Genomic DNA, 19,144 nt, shown 5'->3' on the forward strand with positions numbered 1-19,144 from the left:
GTCAGGCCCGCGGTCCGGGGTCGTGGTGAGCTTCGGCCGTCCGGTGGGCGCGCTCGCGCCCCCGTGATGCCATCGTTCCCCGTCTCAGACGGCCTGAACCGACAGGCCCGACGTCAGGCTGCCAGCGCGCGTGCCACCGCGGTGCGGATATCCGGCAGGCTGAACGGTTTCGCCACGACGTCGACGATCTTATCGGCGAGATCCTCGGCCCGCTCGCGTTGCTCCGCATAGCCGGTCATCAGCAGGATCTTGAGCTGCGGATGAGCCTGCGCGGCCTTGTGGGCGAGCTCGATGCCGTCCATGACAGGCATGCGGATGTCGGACAGGAGCAGGTCGAAGCCACCCTCCGAAAGAGTGTCGAGCCCCTGGGCGCCGTCGGCGGCTTCCACCGTCTCGTGGCCGTCGAGCCGCAGCGCCCGCGCCACGAAGATACGCAGCGAATCCTCGTCTTCGGTGATCAGAATTCTCGCCATGGTGTCCCCTTCGGGCCGTCCATCCGACCCTGTCCGAAAATGCGCAAGGCGCGCGGCCGATACCGCCGCCTGGCCCAGAAAAGACCAGAGTTTCGTTTGCGATCGGTAAACGTCGGACGGAGAAAGCGCGGGAGCGCTCTGCCGGACCGGGACGAATTTATTCGGCGTCGCCCGTGACCACACCGACGAACGGCAGTTCGCGGAACGCATAGGCGACGTCCATGCCGTAGCCGACGACGAAGTGATCGGGACATTCGAAGCCCACATAGTCGGCCTCGAGATCGGTCTGGCGCTTGACGCGCTTGTCGAGCAGCACGGCGATGGTGACGCGATGGGCGCCGCGTTCCAGGAGCAGTTCCTTGGCGAACTTCAGCGTGCGGCCGGATTCGAGGATATCATCGATCAGAAGGATATCGCGCCCGTGCACGTCGCTGTCGATGTCCTTGACGATCTTCACGCCCTGCGAGGTCGTGCCCTTGCCGTAGCTCGAAAGCGTGATGAACTCCACCTCGGGTGCAAGCCCGGTCGCGTGCATGGCACGGATCAGGTCCGCCGCGAAGATGAAGGACCCCTTGAGGATCGAGATGACCAGAAGGTCCCTGGTCGGCCCTGCCTTGATCTGCTCGGCCATCTCCGCATTGCGCTGGGCGATCTGGTCCGGGCTGTAGAGGGTCTCGATCTTCTTTCCGCGCACGACTTGCATCTGCATCTGGCTCCGGCCGTTGTGACTGGCGGCATCCGCCGCCTCTGTCCGCCGCATAGCACACTCATCGCCGGAGCGCATCCTCAGGCACGAGCGAAACCGCGACTTTCGGCAGGCTTGTGCCCTTGTGCGGGATCTTCAGCGAAAACGGGCGCGTCGCCCCCGGCGCCATGCGAGCGGAAGCCGTCTCAATCCGGTGGCGGGCCACGGTCCTGCCGCCCACGATGACGTCGACGATGATGGCCGGCAGCGGGTGTACCTTGAGCGACCGGTTCTCCACGGCGCCGTAGACCGAGAGCACCTTCATCCCGTCGCGATCGTCCAGCGAGGACGCGACGCCTGCCACCTTCAGCCCCGCCTCTGCGCCGCCGCCCGAAAAGACGGTCGCAAGCGCCGAAAGCCCGCCGGCGAAGAAGAAGGCGCCGGCAACGCCGGCTGCAACGACCGTGCCGAAGGCGCGGGCCGGCAGGCGCTGCAGGCCGCGCTCCACGAATTGCGCCGAAGCCGCGACAGCGGCAAGCGCAAACCTGCCGATGGCGACCATGATCGCAACGGCGGCGCCGTCCGCGCCCTCCTGCAAGCGGTTGTCGTTTTTCGCCGTCGCCCGTGCCGCCTTGCCGCGATCGGGCAGGACGACGAAATCCGCATCGACGATCTCGGGGGACGGCCGCCGCGCAGCGGCCTCTCGCCTGCGCTTTCCCGGTTCCGGCGGCAGCAGGTCGATCGGGGCGCCCTTGTCGCGCCGTGCGCCGAATGCGCTCATGGCGGTGCTCCTTGCCGTTTTCGTCCAGCGACGGATCACCCGTAAAAAGTCGGGCATTGATCCGAATCCTTACGAACCGTAAACCATACTGGTTAATGCTTCGGAAACCGGCCTTGGATGGGCCTTGATTTCGTGCCATCGGCGAGCCTGCAAGAGAAGGTACGCGGCACGCGCTGAGACGAGAACCGGATTGCCCCATTGATACACTTCGAGAATGTCGGCCTGCGATACGGGATGGGTCCGGAAGTGCTCCGCGACCTGACCTTTGACATTCCGCGCCGCTCCTTCCAGTTCCTCACCGGCCCGTCCGGCGCCGGCAAGTCGACGCTCTTGCGGCTGCTCTTCCTGTCGCTGCAGCCGACCAGGGGCCTCATCCGCACCTTCGACCGCAACATCGCCACCATCCCTCGCGAAGAACTGCCGATGCTGCGCCGCCGGATCGGCATCGTCTTCCAGGACTTCCGCCTTCTGGAACACCTGACGACCTATGAGAACGTGGCGCTGCCGCTGCGCGTGCGCGGCAAGGACGAGCTTTCCTACCGCGCCGACGTGATCGATCTGCTGAAATGGGTGGGCCTCGGCGAGCGCATCAACGTGTTGCCGCCCGTGCTCTCCGGCGGGGAAAAGCAGCGCGCCGCCATCGCGCGCGCGCTGATCGACCGGCCCGAGCTTCTGCTCGCCGACGAGCCGACCGGCAACGTCGACCCGCCGATGGCGCGGCGGCTTCTGAGCCTGTTCCTCGAATTGAACCGCCTCGGCACGGCCGTCGTCATCGCCACGCACGACCTTTCCCTGATGGACCAGGTCGACGCGCGCCGCATGATCCTCTCGCAAGGGCGGCTCGACATCTATGAGTGAGCCCGCAGCGCAGCCCGAACCGCAGGAGCGCGGCCAGCAGAAACGCCCGGAAATGCGCGTCCGGCCGACCGCCCCGATCGTCCCGCCCTCCAACGTCTCGGGCAATGCTTTGATGTGCGTCATCGCCATCATGGCCTTTCTCGCCTGCCTGACCTATGGCGCCGTCAGCATGGTGCGGGCCACCGCGGCAAGCTGGCAGAGCGAGATCTCGCGCGAGATCACGATCCAGATCAAGCCGGACGACAACCTGGACATGGAAGCGGCCCTGGCCGAGGCCCGCGATCTGGCACTCACCTTCGCCGGAACCCGCGACGGCCAGATCGTCGATCGCGCCGCGACCGCGCGGTTGCTGGAGCCCTGGCTCGGCGAGGGCCTGGACCTCGACGAACTGCCGGTGCCGCGCCTGGTAGTGATCACGATCGATGAGCGCAATCCGCCGGATTTCGTAGCCCTGCGGCAGGCGCTCTCCGAGAAGATCCCGCAGGCGTTCCTCGATGACCACCGCACCTGGGTGAACCGGCTCGTCGCCATGGCCGAAACCACGGCGCTGATCGGCACCGGCGTGCTGATTCTCGTGTTCTCCGCCATGGTGCTGACCGTCGTCTTCGCCACACGCGGCGCGCTGTCCGGCAACCGCCACATCATCGAGGTGCTGCATTTCGTCGGCGCCGAGGCGGGCTTCGTCGCCACCGAATTCCAGAAGCATTTCCTCAAGATCAGCCTGAAGGGCTCGTTCGCCGGCGGCGCCCTGGCCGCCCTCGTCTTCGCGATCGCCGGCTACTGGCAGGGACGCTCGCTCGCAACGCCGCAAAGCGATCAGGCGACCGCCCTGTTCGGGACCTTCTCGGTCGGCGCCGGCGGCTATCTCGGCATCGCCGCGACCATGATCGTGATCGCGCTGCTGACGACGCTTACGGCCCGTTTCACGGTCATGCGCACGATTTTCGAGATCGACCGGATCCGCTCCGATCCGGCCAGAACGGACGGATTGCCCGAGGCCTGAGCCACTGCCGGCGCGCCATTGTGCCGCAGCGGACTCGTCCTTGCCGCAATCGCACGATATGAAGAAGAATCATGGTCGCAATGGACGAGTCGCGGAACCTGATGTCGAAGGATGGTACGCCTCCAGCGGGACGCTGGCGGATCCGTCCTGTTCGTCGTTTCGTACGGTTGTTCCTCTTCCTGCTCCTGATCGTTTCCGGCGTGATGGTCGGCGGTTTCCTCTATTTCGCCGATACGGTCGCCTCGCTCGAGGCGCCGAACCATCCCCGTGCCGACGCGATCGTCGTGCTGACGGGCGGCTTCCAGCGCATCGACCAGGCGATCGGCCTCCTGCAGGAAGGCGCCGGCAAGCGCCTGCTGATCTCCGGCGCCAACCCGGCCACCTCCGGCAACCAGATCCGCAAGTTCACCCAGTCCTCGTCCTCGCTGTTCGACTGCTGCGTCGACATCGGCTACGACGCGATGGATACGATCGGCAATGCCAACGAGACGGCGCGGTGGATCAGCGACCACGGCTACCGCCGGGTCCTGGTGGTGACGAACAACTACCACATGCCGCGCAGCCTGCTCGAACTGAGGCGCAGCGACAAGGAAACCGAGTTCCTGTCCTATCCCGTCATCAATTCCGACCTGAAGAACGGCAGCTGGCTCGGCGAGCCCCAGGTGATGAAGGCGATGCTGTCGGAATACGTCAAGTATTCCGTCGCAGTCGCCCGCGACTTCGTGGGCGCGCGGACGGCGAGCGGTCTGCGGCGCGACGAGCCGGCCCACGCAACCTTGCTTCCGGAGAACTGAGCGCTTCGCTCCCCGACCCGGTTTCCGGCGCCGGAATTATCGTGTAGGCAGGCTTACCTTCCGAGGAGAGCTTCCGCCTGATGATCGTCGTGCGTTCCATCCTGTTTAACCTGGCCTTCTACCTCAATCTGATCCTTCAGATGATCGTGCTCACGCCGGTCTATTTCCTGCTGCCGCGCAAGAAGGCCTACGGCATTGCCAAGAACTGGGCGCGCAGCAATCACTGGCTGTTCGACAAGATCGTCGGCACGACCTTCGAGATCGAGGGGCTGGAGAACATCCCCAAGGGCCAGGGCTACATCTTCGCGCCGAAGCACCAGTCCTTCTGGGACGCCTATGCGCTGCTGCCGTGGCAGGACGATCCCTTCTACATCCTCAAGCGCGAACTGACCTGGATCCCCCTGTTCGGCTGGTACATCCTCAAGCAGCGCATGGTTCCCGTCGACCGGGGCGCGCGCGGCCGGGTGATGGCGGCGGTGATGGAGCGGGCCAAGGCCGAAATGCAGAGCGGCCGCCAGCTGATCATCTATCCGGAAGGCACGCGCCGCCCCCCCGGCGCCCCGCCCGAATACAAGTACGGAATCGCAAGGCTCTACCGCGACCTGCAGGTGCCGGTGCTTCCGGTCGTCATGCATCCCGGCCTGTTCTGGCCGCGGCGCAAGTTCCTGCGCTATCCCGGCCATTTCAAGGTCCGCATCCTGCCGCCCATCCCCGCCGGCATGGACCCCGACACCTTCCTCGCCCACCTGATCGACGTGATGGAGACGGCGAGCGACAAGCTTCTCATGGAAACGGTCGATGCCAATCCGCACCTGCCGCTGCCCCCCACCGCAGCGCAGCGCGTGGCCGAATTGCGTGCGCGCGGCGTCTGACGCCGGTCACCTCAAAGAGCGACAATAGCCGTTTCTCAGCCGCCGTTGACGAGCCGTTCGACGGAACGCCCGACGTCTTCCAGCCAATGGTCGCGAATGCCCATCTCCCGCAGGTGGGCCAGCGTGTTGGTCACATATTCGGTGTTCGGCCCGGACTTGCCCTTCGCCGTGCTGACGGCGATCGCCGCCTCCTCGACGGACAGGGCACCGGCATACTGGTGATGCGCCCGGTCGATCACATAGGCGAGAGCCGGCTTGCGCAGCCCGTCGCCGAGGGTGACAGGCAGGGTGCGTTCCTTGTAGACATGGGTGACCAGTTCGCGCTCGCGCAGATAGTCGACCACCGCTCCCCATAGCTCCGGCGCCACGCGGAAGGCCATGCCCCGGCATGAGCCGCCCCGGTCCAGCCCGAGCACGAGGCCCGGATGGTCGGGCGTGCCGCGATGGACCCAGGAGCGCACGCACAGCGAGCGGCGGAAGCCGTGCAGGCGGGCAGGCCGGCTCTCCTCCACCTCGAACCCCGGATTCCACATCAGGGAGCCGTAACCGAAGACCCAAAATTCGTTGCTGTCCACCGTGCCTGCCCGTAACTACCTGAATGCCGCCGCAATTACCCGCGAGGGCACAATCTAGACAACTCCCGGCCCTTTCGCCAGAACGGAGAACGGCATGACTTCGACGAACGGCGCGGTAACCTCCCGCAGCGCCCGCAGATTTTGGCTCCTGGGCGTGGGCGTGGCAGTCTTCGTCGCACTCTATACCGCCGCCTGGTTCTACGGCGCCGACCGGCTGAAAGCCATCGTCCGGGGGCAACTCTCCGACGCCTCCGTCGCCGTGGCTTGCACCGGGCTGGACGTGCGGGGCTATCCCTTCCGCATCGGCGTTTTCTGCGATTCCCTCGGCCTCGACGACAGCCGCACCGGCACCTCGGCAAGCTTCGGCGCGCTGCGCTCCGCAGCCCAGGTCTATCGCCCCGGGCATGCGATCCTGGAACTCGACGGCCCCACGCAGATCCGCGTCGCGCCCGAGATGTCGCTGATCGCCGACTGGGACCTGCTTCATGCCAGCGTGGTGGCGGAGAAGGCGGGCCTGGAGCGTGTCTCGGTCGCCTATGACGCGCTGAAAGGTACCTTCACGCCGGGGATGGGTCGCACCGGCCTGACCTTCACGGTGCGCCACGGCGAGATGCACACGCGCGAGAACGGCGATGCGCTGGACGCCGCCCTGTCGCTGGACGGCCTCGACCTGACGGTGGCCGACACCGCGGTTCCGACCTTCGATGCGACGCTGGATCTGTCGATCGAGGACGCCGCCGGCTGGCTTGCGAGCGGGCCGCCGGACGAGGCCCCGCGCGGCACGAAGGGGGAGTTGCGCCGTTTCGGCCTCGATTTCGGCAACGGCAAGACAGCGGTGCTTTCCGGGCGCTACGAGTTCGATGACGAGGGCCTGCTCTCCGGCCGCTTCGAACTGAAGGTGAACGGGATCGACACCGTGCGTGACCTCCTCAAACGGGCGTATCCCGAGATCGCCGACACGGCCGACAGCGTCACGGAGACGATCCGCGCCCTGTCGGGCGGGAGCGACGATGCCAGCGTCAGGCTCAAGGTCGATGACGGGGTCGTCTATCTCGGCTTCATCCCGATCGCGGCGATCCCGCCCCTCTGAGGCGGGTCAGGACGGCTTGTCCGGAGGGGCCACCGGCCGGCCGAAGTTCGCGGCCTCCGTATCCTGGCCGGCATCGATGATCGAGCGACGGATGGCCCGGGTGCGGGTGAAGAGGTCGAACAGCTTCTCGCCGTCGCCCCAGCGGATCGCCCGCTGCAGATAGGCGAGATCTTCGGAAAAACGCGCCAGCATCTCGAGAATCGCGTCCTTGTTGTGCAGGCAGACGTCGCGCCACATGGTCGGGTCGGAAGCGGCGAGCCGGGTGAAGTCGCGAAAGCCCGATGCCGAATACTTGATGACTTCCGATTCCGTCACCGTCTCAAGGTCGTCGGCCGTGCCGACGATGTTGTAGGCGATGATGTGCGGCAGGTGCGAGACGATCGCCAGCACCTTGTCGTGATGCTCGGTGTCCATCTCGTCCACCTTCGAGCCCAGCGTTTCCCAGAACGTCGAGAGCTTCTTCTTCGCCGCCTTGTCGGTGCCGTGCACGGGCGTGAGGATGCACCAGCGCCCGCGGAACAGGTCGGCAAAGCCTGCGTCCGGTCCGGAATGCTCGGTGCCGGCGAGCGGGTGGCCGGGAATGAAGTGCACGCCCTTGGGCACATGCGGCAGCATTTGCGCCACGACGGATGCCTTGGTGGAACCGACATCGGTGAGGATCGCGCCGGCTTTGAGATTGGGCGCGATCTGTCGGGCGACGCTGCCGGAAGCGCCGACCGGAACGGAGACGATGACGAGGTCGGCGTCGCGCACCGCCTCGGCCGCGTCGAGATGGTAATCGGTCCCCAGCTCCAGTTCCTTCGCCCGGCGCAGCGTGTCCTCGCTGCGGCTGGAGATCGCCACCGAGCCCGCCAGCCCTTGCTCTTTTACCGCGCGGGCGATGGAGGAGCCGATGAGGCCGATGCCGATCAGCGCGATCCTGTCAAACTGTTGAACCGACATGCCTGCGCCCCTTGTGCGAGATCAGAAGCCCCCCTGGTGGGCGGGGGTGGTCGCGCCAGCCATTACCGGCGCTGCGCCGGATTGTCGAGGGGCCGGAGCCTCGGCGTCGTCCGTGTCGAGGGGACGCCCGAAGGCGCCAGGACAGGGACGAAGACGCGCCGCGAGGCGCGGGCGGCCACCGGCAGGCCCTGATAGAGTCGCTTCTGCGCCTCGACCACGAGCACGCCGGAGAACATCGGCCACAGCCTTCGCCCGAGCCGCTCGAAGGCACTGCGCAGCTTGTGGACGGCGCGGTGCTTCGACGGCGGAAACAGCAGCGCCTCGGCGCTCGCGCCGGGGGTGAAGTTGGTCTCGCGCAACAGATGGGTCAGCTGGCTGCGCGAATAGGGCCGGCCCGAACCGAACGGCGTGTGCTCCATGCGTGCCCAGACGCCGCGCCGGTTCGGCACCACGATGATCAGGCGCCCCCCGGGCGCCAGCACGCGCCAGAGCTCCTTCATCGTCTCGCGCGGGTTCTCGGCGAATTCCAGCGAATGCACCATCAGGATCCGGTCGATCGACGAATCGGGCAGCGGCAGTTCCTCGTCGAAGACGAGCGCCGTCGCCGAAGCCTCCCCGAGCGGCCAGTTCACCGCGCCCTGCCCCGCCGGCATGAAGGCGAAGGTGCGCTCCGTATCCTCCCGGAACCGGTCGAGATAGGGCACGGCATAGCCCAGCCCCACGAGGCGCTCCTCGGGAAGGCGAGCCCAGATCGAGGCCAACGCCATCGTGATCGAGTGCTCTGCGAGATGGCCGAGAGGTGAGTGGTAAAATTCGCGAAGATCGACAATATCTGCGTGCATCGGCGAGATGTTAGCCACCGGGCGATGGACTTCAAGGCCCGGGCCGCTAGATTCGCTCGCACACCCGTTCTCCGCGCCGGAAGGATCATGCCATGACATCATTCGACATCGAACTCTTCGGATGCCGGAGCGACAATTTCGGGGTGCTGCTCCACGATCCGCAAACCGGCACGACCGCCAGCATCGACGCGCCGGAGGAAAAGCCGATCCTCGACACCCTTGCCCGGCGCGGGTGGACGCTGACGCATATCCTCACCACGCACCACCACACCGACCACGTAGAGGCGAACCAGAGCCTCAAGGCCAGGTTCGGTGTCGAGATCGTCGGACCGGCCCGCGAGCGCGACAGGATCCCCGGCATCGACCGTGCGGTGGACGATGGCGACCGCTTCGACCTCGCCGGGCATGCCGTCGAGGTCATCTGGACGCCGGGGCACACCGCCGGCCATGTCTGCTACCACCTGCCCGACGACGGGCTGCTCTTTGCCGCAGACACGCTGTTTGCGCTCGGCTGCGGCCGCCTGTTCGAGGGAACGCCGGCGCAGATGTGGCAATCCCTGTCGAAGCTTGCGGCCCTGCCGGAAGAGACCACCGTCTATTTCGGCCACGAATACACCCTCTCCAACGCCCGCTTCGCGCTGACGGTCGATCCTGACAATGTGGCGCTGCAGGCGCGCGCCGGCGAGATCGAGCGCATGCGGGCGGCAGGACGCTTCACCGCCCCCACCACGATCGGCCTCGAGAAACAGACGAACCCCTTCCTGCGCGCCGCCGATCCCGGCATTCGCAAGGTGCTCGGCATGGCGAATGCGACCGATGCGGAGGTCTTCGCCGAGATCCGTGCCCGCAAGGATCGCTTCTGATGGCGCCGAAGGAGATCATCGCCACGCTCGGCATGCAGCGTCATCCGGAGGGAGGATGGTACGTCGAGACCTTCCGCGATACCGAAGGCGGCGCCCGCGGACATTCGACGGCAATCTACTATCTGCTGGAAAAGGGCGAGCGGTCCCATTGGCACCGCGTCCGCGATGCCGTCGAGATCTGGCACCACTATGCCGGAGGTCCCCTGCGGCTTTCCATTTCCGGCGACGGGCAGGTCATCAACACCCAGGTCCTCGGCAACGATCTTCCGGCCGGCGAACGGCCGCAGGTGCTGGTCCCCGCCGGCTGGTGGCAATGCGCCGAGCCGCTGGGCGACTGGTCCCTGGTCGGCTGCACCGTGGCACCCGGCTTCTCCTTCGACGCCTTCGAGATGGCGCCACCGGACTGGCGGCCCGGGCTTTAAACCTCGTAACTACGCATGTCGTCGTCGCAAGACCGCGGCACGCTATTGCGCGACATGCGTCAGGCCGCGGCCCCTTCCGCCGCCTGATCCGGCTTGCGCCGCAGAACCATGTCCTTGGCCGCCAGCACCGCCCCGCCGGTGACGAGGACGCAGGCGAGAGCGATACGCCAGGACGGCTCGGCAAAGCCGGTCAGCACCAGGTTCAGCGTGGACAAGAGCGGCGCGGCATAGCTCGCCGCACCAAGGATCTGGATGTCGCCGTTCTTGACGCCGAAGTCCCAGGCATAGAAGGCCGCCCCGACGGGAAACAGGCCGAGGCCGAGAACGGCGAACCACTCGAAGCCGGTCGCGGGCCAGACCGTCGTCTCCAAGGCGAGGTGGCACCCGAGCGACAGGATCGCGGTCGCAAGGCAGAAGCCGGTGACGACATCGGTGGAGACGGCATCGAACCGGCGCGTCAAAAGCGAATAGCCCGACCATGTAAAGGCGCAGAGGAAGGCGGCTCCGTAACCGAGCGTATAGGCGCCGTCGAACGACAATCCGTTGCGCGCGACGATCAGCACCGTGCCTGCCAGCCCCGCGAGCGCTCCGGCAATGTGGTACCAGCGCAGCCGCTCACCCGGCAGCATCGCCGAGCCGACGACGATCAAGAGCGGCCAGAGATAGGCGATCAGCCCGGCCTCGACCGCCGGCGCGTTGCGCAGCGCCGTGAAATAGAGGAAGTGGTAGCCGAACAGGCCGGCGATGCCGACGATCCAGACCTTGGCCGGCTGTCGCAGGAGCTTCAGCCGCCCCGGCCGGGCGATCAGCACGCAAATTCCCGGAAGGCTGCCGATCAGAAAGCAGATCGCCGAAAGCTGGAACGGCGGCATCTGGCCCGAGGCCGTGGTGAACAGCGCCAGCAGCGACCACATCAGGATCGCCGAAAAGCCGATGAACGTCGCCTTCAACTTCACAATCACTGCCCCCGCATGGCGCTGTTGCGGCTCAGCCGCCGAAACGGGTCGCCGATACCGTGACCGGGCCGAGCTTGGTCGGGATCCGGGCATAGACGGGGGCATATACCGCGACCGCGTCGGCCTTGGCAAACCAGATTTCCATCGTCGTCAGTTGGCGCAGGTATTCGACGTCGCGGCGGCCCTTGCGATAGCCCGAGCGCGGCACGAAGCGCACGCCGCAGACCTTCACCTCGCCCTCGAAGCCGCGCGTCGAAAACGGCCGCGATCCTTTGTCGACCAGCTTGATGTCCATGCGCGACTCGCCGTCGAAGATCGGCAGCGTCTTGGAGCAGACATTGCCGCCGTCGGGGATGATCAGGCCGGAGATCGGATCGACCACCGCGCGCATGTCCCGCTCCCGGACAGGCACCCAGTTCTCCGGCGAGCGCCGCCGCTCGGGGCGGATCGAGGCGCTGGAGACGTTGCCGTTGCGGAATGTCACGTCGATCGCCCGGGCGCGCTTGCCGCTGCGATAGGACATGGAATATTTCGAGGCCCGCAGCCGGCCATCCGAGAGGACCCCGGTGACCGATGTCGTGCCGTGCGTATTGGCCAGGATGTCGGCGAGGCCGGCGGAGTCCATCCGTCCCGAAATGCTGTAGCGGCGTCCGTCGAACGCCGAGCGGAAGCTTGCGGTCGCCACGGGGAAGCCGGCAAGCCTGATGCTATAGTCGGTGACGTGACTGACTTCCTGCGCGGGGGCCGCGCCCGCGGCCAGCACCGGCAACACCACCGCTGCGACCCATGTCCTCCAGCCCATCTTCCAAACGCTCCTTCGTCCGATCGACTATAGATCCCATTGCGGCAATTCTGCGCCGCCGTCGCTTCGCGGCACTTGGGAAACGAGAGGATCCGGTCCGGCTATTGGTCTCAAACCACGGCGGTTTGCAACTGTTTTCCGGCAAAGGGCCAAGGTTTGGCTTGACGCCACCGGCGCGGATGACTATAGAACCGCAACTTTTCCAATAAGGCCAGACGGACTGCGGCCGGACACGGCGCCGGAATCGTATTGTCCGAAACCAAAGAAGAATAGGTGCATCCATGTCCCGTAGTTGCGAATTGACCGGCAAGGGCGTCCAGTCTGGAAACAATGTCAGCCACGCCAACAACAAGACCAAGCGCAAGTTCCTGCCGAACCTGTGCAACGTCACGCTGATCTCCGATAGCCTCGGCCAGCGCTTCCGCCTGCGCGTTTCCGCAGCAGCGCTCCGCTCGGTCGAGCACCGCGGCGGCCTCGACGCCTTCCTGATGAAGGCCGAAGAGAACGAGCTGTCCATGCGCGCGCGCCTGCTGCGTCGCCAGATCGCCAAGAAGCTCGCCGCCTGATTTTCAGGCGCGTCTTTTCAAGACAAGCATCGAGGCCTGACCGATGATACGGGCAGGCCTCTCTGCTTTGCAGACATAGCTACAAACGCCAACTGGTGGCATCACCCAGGATAAAAAAATGCAGGCGAACCGCATTACCCTCACCTATGTCCTCCTGATGACGCTCGTCGTCGTCGCCTCCAATATCCTGGTGCAGTATCCGCTGCCCGGAACGCTGTTCGGCGTCAGCCTCGGCGATATCCTGACCTTCGGCGCCTTCAGCTATCCCGTCGCCTTCCTCGTCACCGACCTGACCAACCGCCAGTTCGGACCGAAGGTCGCGCGCAAGGTGGTGATCGCCGGTTTCGCCGTTGCCGTGCTCTTCTCCTTCGCCGTCGCCTCGCCGCGGATCGCGATCGCCTCCGGCTCAGCCTTCCTGCTCGGCCAGTTGCTCGACATCTCGGTCTTCAACAGGCTGCGCCGCCAGAGCTGGTGGCGCGCGCCACTGCTCGGCTCGCTGATCGGTTCGGCGCTGGATACGATCATCTTCTTCTCGATCGCGTTTTCGCCCGTCTTCTCAGTCTTCGGTCCCAACGAGCCATTCGCCATCGAGAGCGCGCCCGTCCTCGGCCTCCTTGCCGTCGAGGCCCAGCGCTGGATATCCTGGGCCATCACCGATTTCGGCGTGAAGATGCTGATGGGCCTGGTGATGCTGCTTCCCTACGGCGCACTGATGAGCACGCTCAAGCCGATGCCGGGCATTGACAAGGCTGCCGCCTGAAATCGACTGCTGCCTGCGGGAGACCGCAGGCGGCCCTTCTCTTTCTCAGAGGCCGCCGGTCAGGCGGAATTCGAGCATCAGGTTGCGCTGCAGGATCGAGTGGTTGTCGTCGGAGACGACGATGATGCGGATGTCCCCGTCCGGCAATTGCAGGATATCCAGGCCTTCCATGTTGTCGATCTGGTGGCTCATGTCGGCATCGATCAGGACCTCGCCGTCGACGACGGCGCCCGGACGGATGTCCGCGGCCTTGATGCGACGGATGCGCATGCCAACCCCGTCCGACAGCCGGAATCGGCGCTCGAGCAGCAGCAGGTCGCCGTTCGGCAGGAAGCTGCCGTCGGTCGCATCGTAGGGATCGTTGCGCACGACCGAGAATGTCCCCTTCAGCGGCCCGTCGAGGATCGCCGCCATCATGTTGCCCTGCGCGTCGAGGCTGCGCTCGGCGACGATGACCGGCGCGCCCGCAAGCGGCCCGTCCTCCGGCGCTACCGCGATCGTCTCGAAGCCGCGATTGATGCGGATTTCCCGGCGGGGATAGGGGATGGCGTAGCTCCCCTTCGGCCCGGATGTCTCGAATCCGGGGGCGGGATAGACGTCGACGCGATGGTTCTGCTCGTAGGCGACGATCGCCGCCCCCGGCAGCAGCGCCAGCCCCTCGGCATCCATGAGATACTTGATGTTCTCGTTCTGGCCGCTGGCGTTCAGCATCGGACTGATCTTCACGTCCGCAAGCCCGGAAAGCGCCCCCTCCCCGTCCCGCTCGATGGCACCCGTCATCCAGTGGCCGGTGTCGAGCACGGCGACGAAATGCTTGTGGTCAGGGCGGAACCGGATCGAGGACACCGCGCCGACGAGCGCGTTCGGCGAGGAATACAGAATCCCGCCGACGAACTCGAGCTTGCCGAAGGCGCGCGCGGTGGACCCGACGCCGAAATGCGAGATCGCCCGGCTGTCGATCTGCAGCGCCACCTCGGTCGCCGAACCGGGCGCGGCGGCGACGGTCACGGCAAGCGCTGCAGCAAAGAGGACGGACAGTCGCGTCATCAGTTCTCCTTGCCCGGGGTCGTCCGTGGCGCGGCCTGTTTCGGTTGTGCCTCAGCCGGCGCGGCGAAGGGGGCCCGGTCGCCTGCGGCTCGTCGTCTCGTCCGCAAACAGCGAAGCGAGCTGCTCGGTCATGGCGCCCGCGAGTTCGTCGGCATCGACGATCGTCACCGCCCGGCGATAGTAACGGGTGACGTCGTGGCCGATGCCGATCGCCAGCAGTTCGACCGGCGAGCGCGTCTCGATCTGCTCGATGACCGCGCGCAGGTGCCGCTCCAGATAGTTGCCGGGATTGACCGACAACGTGGAATCATCGACCGGGGCGCCATCGGAGATCATCATCAGGATACGGCGTTGCTCGGGCCGGCCGAGCAGCCGGTTGTGCGCCCAGATCAGCGCCTCGCCGTCGATGTTCTCCTTCAGCAGCCCCTCGCGCATCATCAGTCCGAGGTTGCGCCGGGCCCGGCGCCAGGGCGCATCGGCCGACTTGTAGATGATGTGGCGCAGGTCGTTGAGGCGGCCGGGCGACTGCGGCTTGCCGCCGGCGAGCCACTTCTCGCGCGCCTGCCCGCCCTTCCAGGCCTTGGTGGTGAAGCCGAGGATCTCGACCTTGACGCCGCAGCGCTCAAGCGTGCGCGCCAGGATATCGGCGCAGGTCGCCGCCACCGTGATCGGCCGCCCGCGCATCGAGCCGGAATTATCGATGAGCAGGGTCACGACGGTGTCGCGGAAATTCGTGTCCTTCTCCCGCTTGAAGGAGAGCGGCTGCATCGGGTCGATGATGATGCGCTGCAGGCGGGCGGAGTCGAGATAGCCCTCCTCCAGGTCGAATTCCCAGGAGCGGTTCTGCTGGGCCATCAGCCGGCGCTGCAGGCGGTTGGCGAGGCGGCCGACGGCGCCCTGCAGATGCGAGAGCTGCTTGTCGAGGAAGGCGCGGAGACGGTCAAGCTCGGCCTCGTCGCAAAGCTCCTCGGCAGCGATCGTCTCGTCGAATTCCTCGGTGAAGACCGAGTAGTCGACCTTTTCGTTGAAGTCCCCGAAGATGCTGGGACGGCGGACCTCGCCGGGCGTCTCGCTGTCCTCGTTGTCCTCGTCGGCGAGTTCGTCGTCGGAAATCTCCGCGCCGTCCATCTCGCCGTCTTCCATCTGCTCCTGCGCCGTCTCGTTCTCGTCGGCGGGAGCGGCCTCGTCGCCGGCCTCCTCCTGGCTCTCGTTCTCGTCTTCCTCGTTGCTACGCGGCTGGTCCTCGTCGGTCTCGCTCTCCTGGTCGTCGGGCTCGCTCTCCTCCTCGCCGATGTCCTCGGCGACATTCATGGACGCAAGCATGTGGCGGACGATCTTGGCGAAGGCCTGCTGGTCGTTGATGGCGCCGGCAAGATCGGGAAAGTCGGAGCCGGCCTTGTCCTCGATGAAGGAGCGCCAGAGGTCGAGCACCTTGCCGGCGCTCTCCGGCGGCTTCTGCCCGGTCAGCTTCTCGCGCACCAGCAGCGCCACCGCCTCTTCCAGCGGCGCGTCCGCCTGGCGGGTGATCGCGCCGAAATTGGCGCGGGCAAATTTCTCCGACAGCATGGAATTGATGTTGTCGGCCATGCCGCTCATGCGATTGGAGCCGATCGCCTCGACGCGCGCCTGCTCGACCGCGTCGAAGACCGCGCGGGCGTCGGCGCCCTGCGGCGACATGGTGGCGTGGATGCGGGCGTCGTGGCAGGCCTTGCGCAATGCCATGGAATCGCCGAGCCCGCGGGTGACGGCAAGTTCCGCCTGCGTCGGACGCTTGGAGAGCTCCGGCAGGCGCATGCGCTCGCCGGTCAGCCCGGGGCGCTCGTTGGCGAACACCACCTCGATCTCGGCGTCGCCTGCGACCGAGCGGATGCAGCCGGTCAGCGCCCGCCGGAACGGCTCGACATCGACCGGGGCGCCGGGTCTCGGCCTCGAATTGTCACCGCGAGCAGCCATCCTTCACCCGCCGGCCGTCAGGCCGTGGCCTCCAGCACGATGTTGGCGGCGCTCTCCTTCAGTTCGACCCCGAAGGCGCGCTGGTAGTGCTCGGCCACCAGCGCCCGCTCCAGTTCGTCGCACTTGTTGAGGAAGGTGACGCGGAAGGCGAAGGCGAGGTCGCCGAAAATCTCGGCGTTCTCGCCCCAGGTGATGACCGTGCGCGGGCTCATCACGGTCGAGAGGTCGCCGTTGATGAAGGCGGCACGCGTCAGGTCGGCGACGCGGACCATGCGCGAAATCGTCTCGCGTCCGTCCTTCCTGGCGGCCAGGGTCTTCACCTTCGCGGCGACGATATCGACCTCGTTGTCGTGCGGCAGGTAGTTCAGCGTGGTCACGATCGACCAGCGGTCCATCTGCGCCTGGTTGATCTGCTGCGTGCCGTGGTAGAGCCCGGTCGTATCGCCGAGGCCCACCGTATTGGCGGTGGCGAACAGGCGGAAGGCGGGATGCGGGCGGATGACGCGGCTTTGGTCGAGCAGCGTCAGGCGGCCGGAGGATTCCAGCACGCGCTGGATGACGAACATCACGTCCGGGCGGCCCGCGTCATACTCGTCGAAGACGAGGGCGACGTTGTGCTGGTAGGCCCAGGGCAGGATGCCGTCCTTGAATTCGGTGACCTGCATGCCGTCCTTGACCACGATCGCGTCCTTGCCGACGAGATCGATGCGGCTGACGTGGCTGTCGAGGTTTACGCGCACGCACGGCCAGTTGAGGCGGGCTGCGACCTGCTCGATATGGGTGGACTTGCCGGTGCCGTGATAGCCGGAGACCATGACGCGGCGATTGTGGGCGAAGCCGGCGAGGATGGCGAGCGTCGTCTGGCGGTCGAACAGGTAGTCCGGATCGAGGTCGGGCACATAGGCATCCGCCTTCGAATAGGCCGGGACGCGGATATCCGTGTCGATGCCGAAGACCTCCCGTACCGATACCGTGGTATCCGGGAGGTTGGAAATGTCGATATCCATCTTGCTCATACTGTCTCCGCAGCAGACGCCCTCGCATCCGCCCTATGTCCTGTTGCAGCCGAACTGCTCTAGCAGAAGCCGGCCTGCTTTAACAATTGATATGCTTGGATGACCGCCCGAAAACGCTCTTCCGATCCCCTGTCTCCGCCATTTGCGTCGGGGTGGTGCTTCTTGACAAGGGCCTTGTAGGCCGCCTTGATATCGTCCGCCGTGGCGCTCGCCTGCAGCCCCAGCGTGTCGAAGGCCTTGCCCTCCAGCGTCTTCAGCTTGCGCACCCGCGGCTGCATGCGCGGACCGCCCGCCCGCCCCTCGGCGACGAAGCCGAACGGATCGCGGATGCGATGATGGGCCCCGGCCGTGCCCGAGCGCACGTTGCCGTGCACCGGCCCGCCCTTGGCGGTCTTGTTCACGCCCATCGTCCAGGTCGGGCGATGCCCGGTGATCGCCTCCTTCTGGTAGCGCGCGATCTCTGTGTCCGACAGGCCGGAGAAGTAGTTGTAGCCCTTGTTGTACTCCTTCACGTGCTCGAAGCAGAAGAGGAAGAACTGGCCTTCGGCATTGCGCCCGACCGGCGCGCGGTGCACGCCCGCCTGCTCGCAGCCGTCCCATTGGCAGGTCGGCGCGACGGGTTCCGGACGCTCCACGCGCCGGCGCGTCCGTATCCGGTCGAAGTATTTTGAATCGAGTTTCATGGGTCCGATTATGGGGCTCGCGACGGAGCACGACAAGAATTGACAAAGCGGAATGTTGCTGGCTTTGTGGGACCATTTTGTGCGCGAGACTGCGCGTTTCCCAATGTCCCAGGGCAGCAGATGACGATCAAATCCCGGATGGAATATAGGTTGACCGAGGCGTTTTCGCCAGAGCGGCTCGAGGTGGTCAATGAAAGCCATCTCCATGCCGGCCACCAGCCCGGATTCGATGGCGAGGGCGAGACGCACATGCGCATCCGCATCGTCTCGGCGCAATTTGCCGGCAAGACCCGCATCGCCCGCCACCGGATGGTCAACGATCTCGTCAAAGAGGAATTCGACGCCGGCCTGCACGCGCTGGCGATCGAGGCCGCCGCCCCCGGCGAGCCCGTCCGCTGGTAGTCAGCCGCCGCCCGCCGTTCCTTCGACCGGGCGGATGCGCAGCCGGGTGATCCGGTTCTTGACGCGCTTCATCACGATGAAGCGCTTGCCGTGGAAAGTGAAGGCCTGCCGCTCCTCGGGAATCAGCTTGGATTCGTGGATGACGAGGCCGGCAATCGTCGTCGCCTCCTCGTCCGGAAGCGACCAGTCAAGGGCGCGGTTGAGGTCGCGAATCGCCACGCCGCCATCGACGACGATCGAGCCGTCCGGCTCCTGCCGCACGCCCTGCAGCCCGAATTCCCGCTCGTTGGAGGCGTCACCGGCGATCTCCTCGAGGATGTCGCTGATCGTCACCAGCCCCTGCACCTCGCCATACTCGTCGACGACGATGGCGAAGTGCCGTCCGCGCCGCAAGAAGGCGCTCAACTGCTCCTTGAGCCCGGTGGTGTCGGGAACGAACCAGGGCTTGGCCGCCACCTTGCCGATATCGATTGCGCCTGCCTCGGCACCCGCCTCGACGAGCGCGCGCAGCATCGCCGCCTGATGGATCACGCCGACGATGTTGTCCGTGGAGCCGCGCCAGAGCGGCATGCGCGAATAGGGACTGTCGAGAACGGCGCGCACGATCGCCTCCGGCGCCTCGTCGGCATTGATGCCGCGCATGGCGGTACGGTGCACCATGATGTCGGAGACTTCGAGTTCGTCGAGGTCGGACAAAGTGCCGCGCTCGCGGTCGATCCCCCGGGATACCGCCTCGCGGCCGGCCGGCGGCGCAATCGC

General features: G+C 66.2%; 22 protein-coding genes and 1 pseudogene. 10 read left to right on the forward strand and 13 right to left on the reverse strand.

Annotation, left to right across the window (positions count from 1 at the left end):
* Nucleotides 1-113 precede the first annotated feature (113 nt).
* From OCK02_RS00325 to OCK02_RS00335, 3 genes are all read right to left on the reverse strand, one after another.
* Nucleotides 114-473 (reverse strand): response regulator, encoded by a 360-nt coding sequence (locus OCK02_RS00325; RefSeq protein ID WP_263811236.1) that lies wholly within the window; start codon nucleotides 471-473, stop codon nucleotides 114-116.
* 157 nt (nucleotides 474-630) lie between these two features.
* Entirely contained in the window at nucleotides 631-1,176 is a 546-nt protein-coding gene (hpt, locus tag OCK02_RS00330) for a hypoxanthine phosphoribosyltransferase (protein WP_230806520.1), read from the reverse strand.
* A 64-nt stretch (nucleotides 1,177-1,240) separates the two neighbouring features.
* Nucleotides 1,241-1,939, reverse strand: a complete 699-nt coding sequence (locus OCK02_RS00335; RefSeq protein WP_263811237.1) for a hypothetical protein — start codon at nucleotides 1,937-1,939, stop codon at nucleotides 1,241-1,243.
* A gap of 189 nt (nucleotides 1,940-2,128) precedes the next feature.
* Here OCK02_RS00335 and ftsE point away from each other — a divergent pair, with 189 nt between their 5' ends.
* The 4 genes from ftsE (at nucleotide 2,129) to OCK02_RS00355 (ending at nucleotide 5,466) form a co-directional block, all read left to right on the forward strand.
* Nucleotides 2,129-2,797 (forward strand): cell division ATP-binding protein FtsE, encoded by a 669-nt coding sequence (gene ftsE, locus OCK02_RS00340; protein WP_263811725.1) that lies wholly within the window; start codon nucleotides 2,129-2,131, stop codon nucleotides 2,795-2,797.
* Nucleotides 2,790-3,800 carry a cell division protein FtsX gene (locus tag OCK02_RS00345; RefSeq protein WP_263811238.1) on the forward strand — a complete coding sequence of 337 codons (1,011 nt, stop codon included), beginning with the start codon at nucleotides 2,790-2,792 and terminating at the stop codon, nucleotides 3,798-3,800. Before ftsE ends, OCK02_RS00345 begins: the two co-directional genes overlap by 8 nt.
* Before the next feature lie 101 nt (nucleotides 3,801-3,901).
* Entirely contained in the window at nucleotides 3,902-4,594 is a 693-nt protein-coding gene (locus OCK02_RS00350) for a YdcF family protein (protein WP_230806522.1), read from the forward strand.
* An 80-nt stretch (nucleotides 4,595-4,674) separates the two neighbouring features.
* Nucleotides 4,675-5,466 (forward strand): lysophospholipid acyltransferase family protein, encoded by a 792-nt coding sequence (locus OCK02_RS00355; protein ID WP_263811239.1) that lies wholly within the window; start codon nucleotides 4,675-4,677, stop codon nucleotides 5,464-5,466.
* A gap of 35 nt (nucleotides 5,467-5,501) precedes the next feature.
* Here the strand turns inward: OCK02_RS00355 and OCK02_RS00360 are convergent, their stop codons facing one another.
* Nucleotides 5,502-6,041: a gamma-glutamylcyclotransferase gene (locus tag OCK02_RS00360; protein ID WP_263811240.1), complete on the reverse strand. Its 540-nt coding sequence runs from the start codon at nucleotides 6,039-6,041 to the stop codon at nucleotides 5,502-5,504.
* A gap of 94 nt (nucleotides 6,042-6,135) precedes the next feature.
* Here OCK02_RS00360 and OCK02_RS00365 point away from each other — a divergent pair, with 94 nt between their 5' ends.
* Entirely contained in the window at nucleotides 6,136-7,131 is a 996-nt protein-coding gene (locus tag OCK02_RS00365; RefSeq protein WP_263811241.1) for a DUF2125 domain-containing protein, read from the forward strand.
* Between the two features lie 6 nt (nucleotides 7,132-7,137).
* On the opposite strand, the gene OCK02_RS00370 is transcribed toward OCK02_RS00365, so the two are convergent.
* Nucleotides 7,138-8,073, reverse strand: coding sequence for a prephenate/arogenate dehydrogenase family protein (locus OCK02_RS00370; RefSeq protein ID WP_230805789.1), 936 nt, complete (start codon nucleotides 8,071-8,073; stop codon nucleotides 7,138-7,140).
* 62 nt (nucleotides 8,074-8,135) lie between these two features.
* On the reverse strand, nucleotides 8,136-8,915 hold the full coding sequence (locus OCK02_RS00375; RefSeq protein ID WP_230805790.1) for a class I SAM-dependent methyltransferase: 780 nt from the start codon (nucleotides 8,913-8,915) through the stop codon (nucleotides 8,136-8,138).
* A 92-nt stretch (nucleotides 8,916-9,007) separates the two neighbouring features.
* Here OCK02_RS00375 and gloB point away from each other — a divergent pair, with 92 nt between their 5' ends.
* Entirely contained in the window at nucleotides 9,008-9,778 is a 771-nt protein-coding gene (gene gloB, locus OCK02_RS00380) for a hydroxyacylglutathione hydrolase (protein WP_263811245.1), read from the forward strand.
* Nucleotides 9,778-10,200, forward strand: a complete 423-nt coding sequence (locus OCK02_RS00385; RefSeq protein ID WP_263811247.1) for a cupin domain-containing protein — start codon at nucleotides 9,778-9,780, stop codon at nucleotides 10,198-10,200. Before gloB ends, OCK02_RS00385 begins: the two co-directional genes overlap by 1 nt.
* Before the next feature lie 59 nt (nucleotides 10,201-10,259).
* On the opposite strand, the gene OCK02_RS00390 is transcribed toward OCK02_RS00385, so the two are convergent.
* Both OCK02_RS00390 and OCK02_RS00395 read right to left on the reverse strand, forming a co-directional pair.
* Nucleotides 10,260-11,156, reverse strand: a complete 897-nt coding sequence (locus OCK02_RS00390) for a DMT family transporter (protein ID WP_263811249.1) — start codon at nucleotides 11,154-11,156, stop codon at nucleotides 10,260-10,262.
* A 31-nt stretch (nucleotides 11,157-11,187) separates the two neighbouring features.
* The gene (locus OCK02_RS00395; protein ID WP_230805796.1) at nucleotides 11,188-11,958 is read right to left on the reverse strand and encodes a DUF3108 domain-containing protein; all 771 of its coding nucleotides are present in this window, start codon (nucleotides 11,956-11,958) and stop codon (nucleotides 11,188-11,190) included.
* A gap of 281 nt (nucleotides 11,959-12,239) precedes the next feature.
* On the opposite strand from OCK02_RS00395, the gene rpmB reads away from it, so the two are divergent.
* Both rpmB and OCK02_RS00405 read left to right on the forward strand, forming a co-directional pair.
* Entirely contained in the window at nucleotides 12,240-12,524 is a 285-nt protein-coding gene (gene rpmB, locus OCK02_RS00400) for a 50S ribosomal protein L28 (protein WP_230805798.1), read from the forward strand.
* Nucleotides 12,525-12,642: 118 nt separating this feature from the next.
* A complete protein-coding gene (locus OCK02_RS00405; RefSeq protein ID WP_263811254.1) occupies nucleotides 12,643-13,284 on the forward strand; it encodes a queuosine precursor transporter in 642 nt (213 codons plus the stop codon).
* 45 nt (nucleotides 13,285-13,329) lie between these two features.
* Here the strand turns inward: OCK02_RS00405 and OCK02_RS00410 are convergent, their stop codons facing one another.
* The 4 genes from OCK02_RS00410 to OCK02_RS00425 are packed head-to-tail and all read right to left on the reverse strand — an operon-like array spanning nucleotide 13,330 to nucleotide 17,983.
* Complete coding sequence (locus OCK02_RS00410; protein WP_263811256.1) at nucleotides 13,330-14,331, reverse strand: esterase-like activity of phytase family protein; 1,002 nt, start codon at nucleotides 14,329-14,331, stop codon at nucleotides 13,330-13,332.
* Between the two features lie 51 nt (nucleotides 14,332-14,382).
* The gene (gene cobT / locus OCK02_RS00415) at nucleotides 14,383-16,284 is read right to left on the reverse strand and encodes a cobaltochelatase subunit CobT (RefSeq protein ID WP_263811257.1); all 1,902 of its coding nucleotides are present in this window, start codon (nucleotides 16,282-16,284) and stop codon (nucleotides 14,383-14,385) included.
* A gap of 17 nt (nucleotides 16,285-16,301) precedes the next feature.
* Complete coding sequence (gene cobS / locus OCK02_RS00420) at nucleotides 16,302-17,300, reverse strand: cobaltochelatase subunit CobS (protein ID WP_230805805.1); 999 nt, start codon at nucleotides 17,298-17,300, stop codon at nucleotides 16,302-16,304.
* A gap of 59 nt (nucleotides 17,301-17,359) precedes the next feature.
* On the reverse strand, nucleotides 17,360-17,983 hold the full coding sequence (locus OCK02_RS00425; protein ID WP_263811260.1) for a J domain-containing protein: 624 nt from the start codon (nucleotides 17,981-17,983) through the stop codon (nucleotides 17,360-17,362).
* A gap of 120 nt (nucleotides 17,984-18,103) precedes the next feature.
* On the opposite strand from OCK02_RS00425, the gene OCK02_RS00430 reads away from it, so the two are divergent.
* Entirely contained in the window at nucleotides 18,104-18,385 is a 282-nt protein-coding gene (locus OCK02_RS00430; RefSeq protein WP_230805807.1) for a BolA family protein, read from the forward strand.
* Here OCK02_RS00430 and OCK02_RS00435 read toward each other — a convergent pair.
* Nucleotides 18,386-19,087, reverse strand: a pseudogene (locus OCK02_RS00435) (transporter associated domain-containing protein); the annotation flags it as partial.
* Nucleotides 19,088-19,144: the final 57 nt, after the last annotated feature.

The organism is Rhizobium sp. TRM96647 (genome assembly GCF_025780115.1).
In the GTDB taxonomy this organism is placed as follows: Bacteria; Pseudomonadota; Alphaproteobacteria; order Rhizobiales; family Rhizobiaceae; genus Mycoplana.

Bases quoted from the DNA above. Each gene is read 5' to 3' on its own strand.
- OCK02_RS00325 (WP_263811236.1), bottom strand. From the start codon at position 473: ATGGCGAGAATTCTGATCACCGAAGACGAGGATTCGCTGCGTATCTTC.
- hpt (WP_230806520.1), bottom strand. From the start codon at position 1,176: ATGCAAGTCGTGCGCGGAAAGAAGATCGAGACCCTCTACAGCCCGGAC.
- OCK02_RS00335 (WP_263811237.1), bottom strand. From the start codon at position 1,939: ATGAGCGCATTCGGCGCACGGCGCGACAAGGGCGCCCCGATCGACCTG.
- OCK02_RS00345 (WP_263811238.1), top strand. From the start codon at position 2,790: ATGAGTGAGCCCGCAGCGCAGCCCGAACCGCAGGAGCGCGGCCAGCAG.
- OCK02_RS00350 (WP_230806522.1), top strand. From the start codon at position 3,902: ATGTCGAAGGATGGTACGCCTCCAGCGGGACGCTGGCGGATCCGTCCT.
- OCK02_RS00355 (WP_263811239.1), top strand. From the start codon at position 4,675: ATGATCGTCGTGCGTTCCATCCTGTTTAACCTGGCCTTCTACCTCAAT.
- OCK02_RS00365 (WP_263811241.1), top strand. From the start codon at position 6,136: ATGACTTCGACGAACGGCGCGGTAACCTCCCGCAGCGCCCGCAGATTT.
- OCK02_RS00370 (WP_230805789.1), bottom strand. From the start codon at position 8,073: ATGTCGGTTCAACAGTTTGACAGGATCGCGCTGATCGGCATCGGCCTC.
- OCK02_RS00375 (WP_230805790.1), bottom strand. From the start codon at position 8,915: ATGCACGCAGATATTGTCGATCTTCGCGAATTTTACCACTCACCTCTC.
- gloB (WP_263811245.1), top strand. From the start codon at position 9,008: ATGACATCATTCGACATCGAACTCTTCGGATGCCGGAGCGACAATTTC.
- OCK02_RS00385 (WP_263811247.1), top strand. From the start codon at position 9,778: ATGGCGCCGAAGGAGATCATCGCCACGCTCGGCATGCAGCGTCATCCG.
- OCK02_RS00395 (WP_230805796.1), bottom strand. From the start codon at position 11,958: ATGGGCTGGAGGACATGGGTCGCAGCGGTGGTGTTGCCGGTGCTGGCC.
- rpmB (WP_230805798.1), top strand. From the start codon at position 12,240: ATGTCCCGTAGTTGCGAATTGACCGGCAAGGGCGTCCAGTCTGGAAAC.
- OCK02_RS00405 (WP_263811254.1), top strand. From the start codon at position 12,643: ATGCAGGCGAACCGCATTACCCTCACCTATGTCCTCCTGATGACGCTC.
- OCK02_RS00410 (WP_263811256.1), bottom strand. From the start codon at position 14,331: ATGACGCGACTGTCCGTCCTCTTTGCTGCAGCGCTTGCCGTGACCGTC.
- cobT (WP_263811257.1), bottom strand. From the start codon at position 16,284: ATGGCTGCTCGCGGTGACAATTCGAGGCCGAGACCCGGCGCCCCGGTC.
- cobS (WP_230805805.1), bottom strand. From the start codon at position 17,300: ATGAGCAAGATGGATATCGACATTTCCAACCTCCCGGATACCACGGTA.
- OCK02_RS00425 (WP_263811260.1), bottom strand. From the start codon at position 17,983: ATGAAACTCGATTCAAAATACTTCGACCGGATACGGACGCGCCGGCGC.
- OCK02_RS00430 (WP_230805807.1), top strand. From the start codon at position 18,104: ATGACGATCAAATCCCGGATGGAATATAGGTTGACCGAGGCGTTTTCG.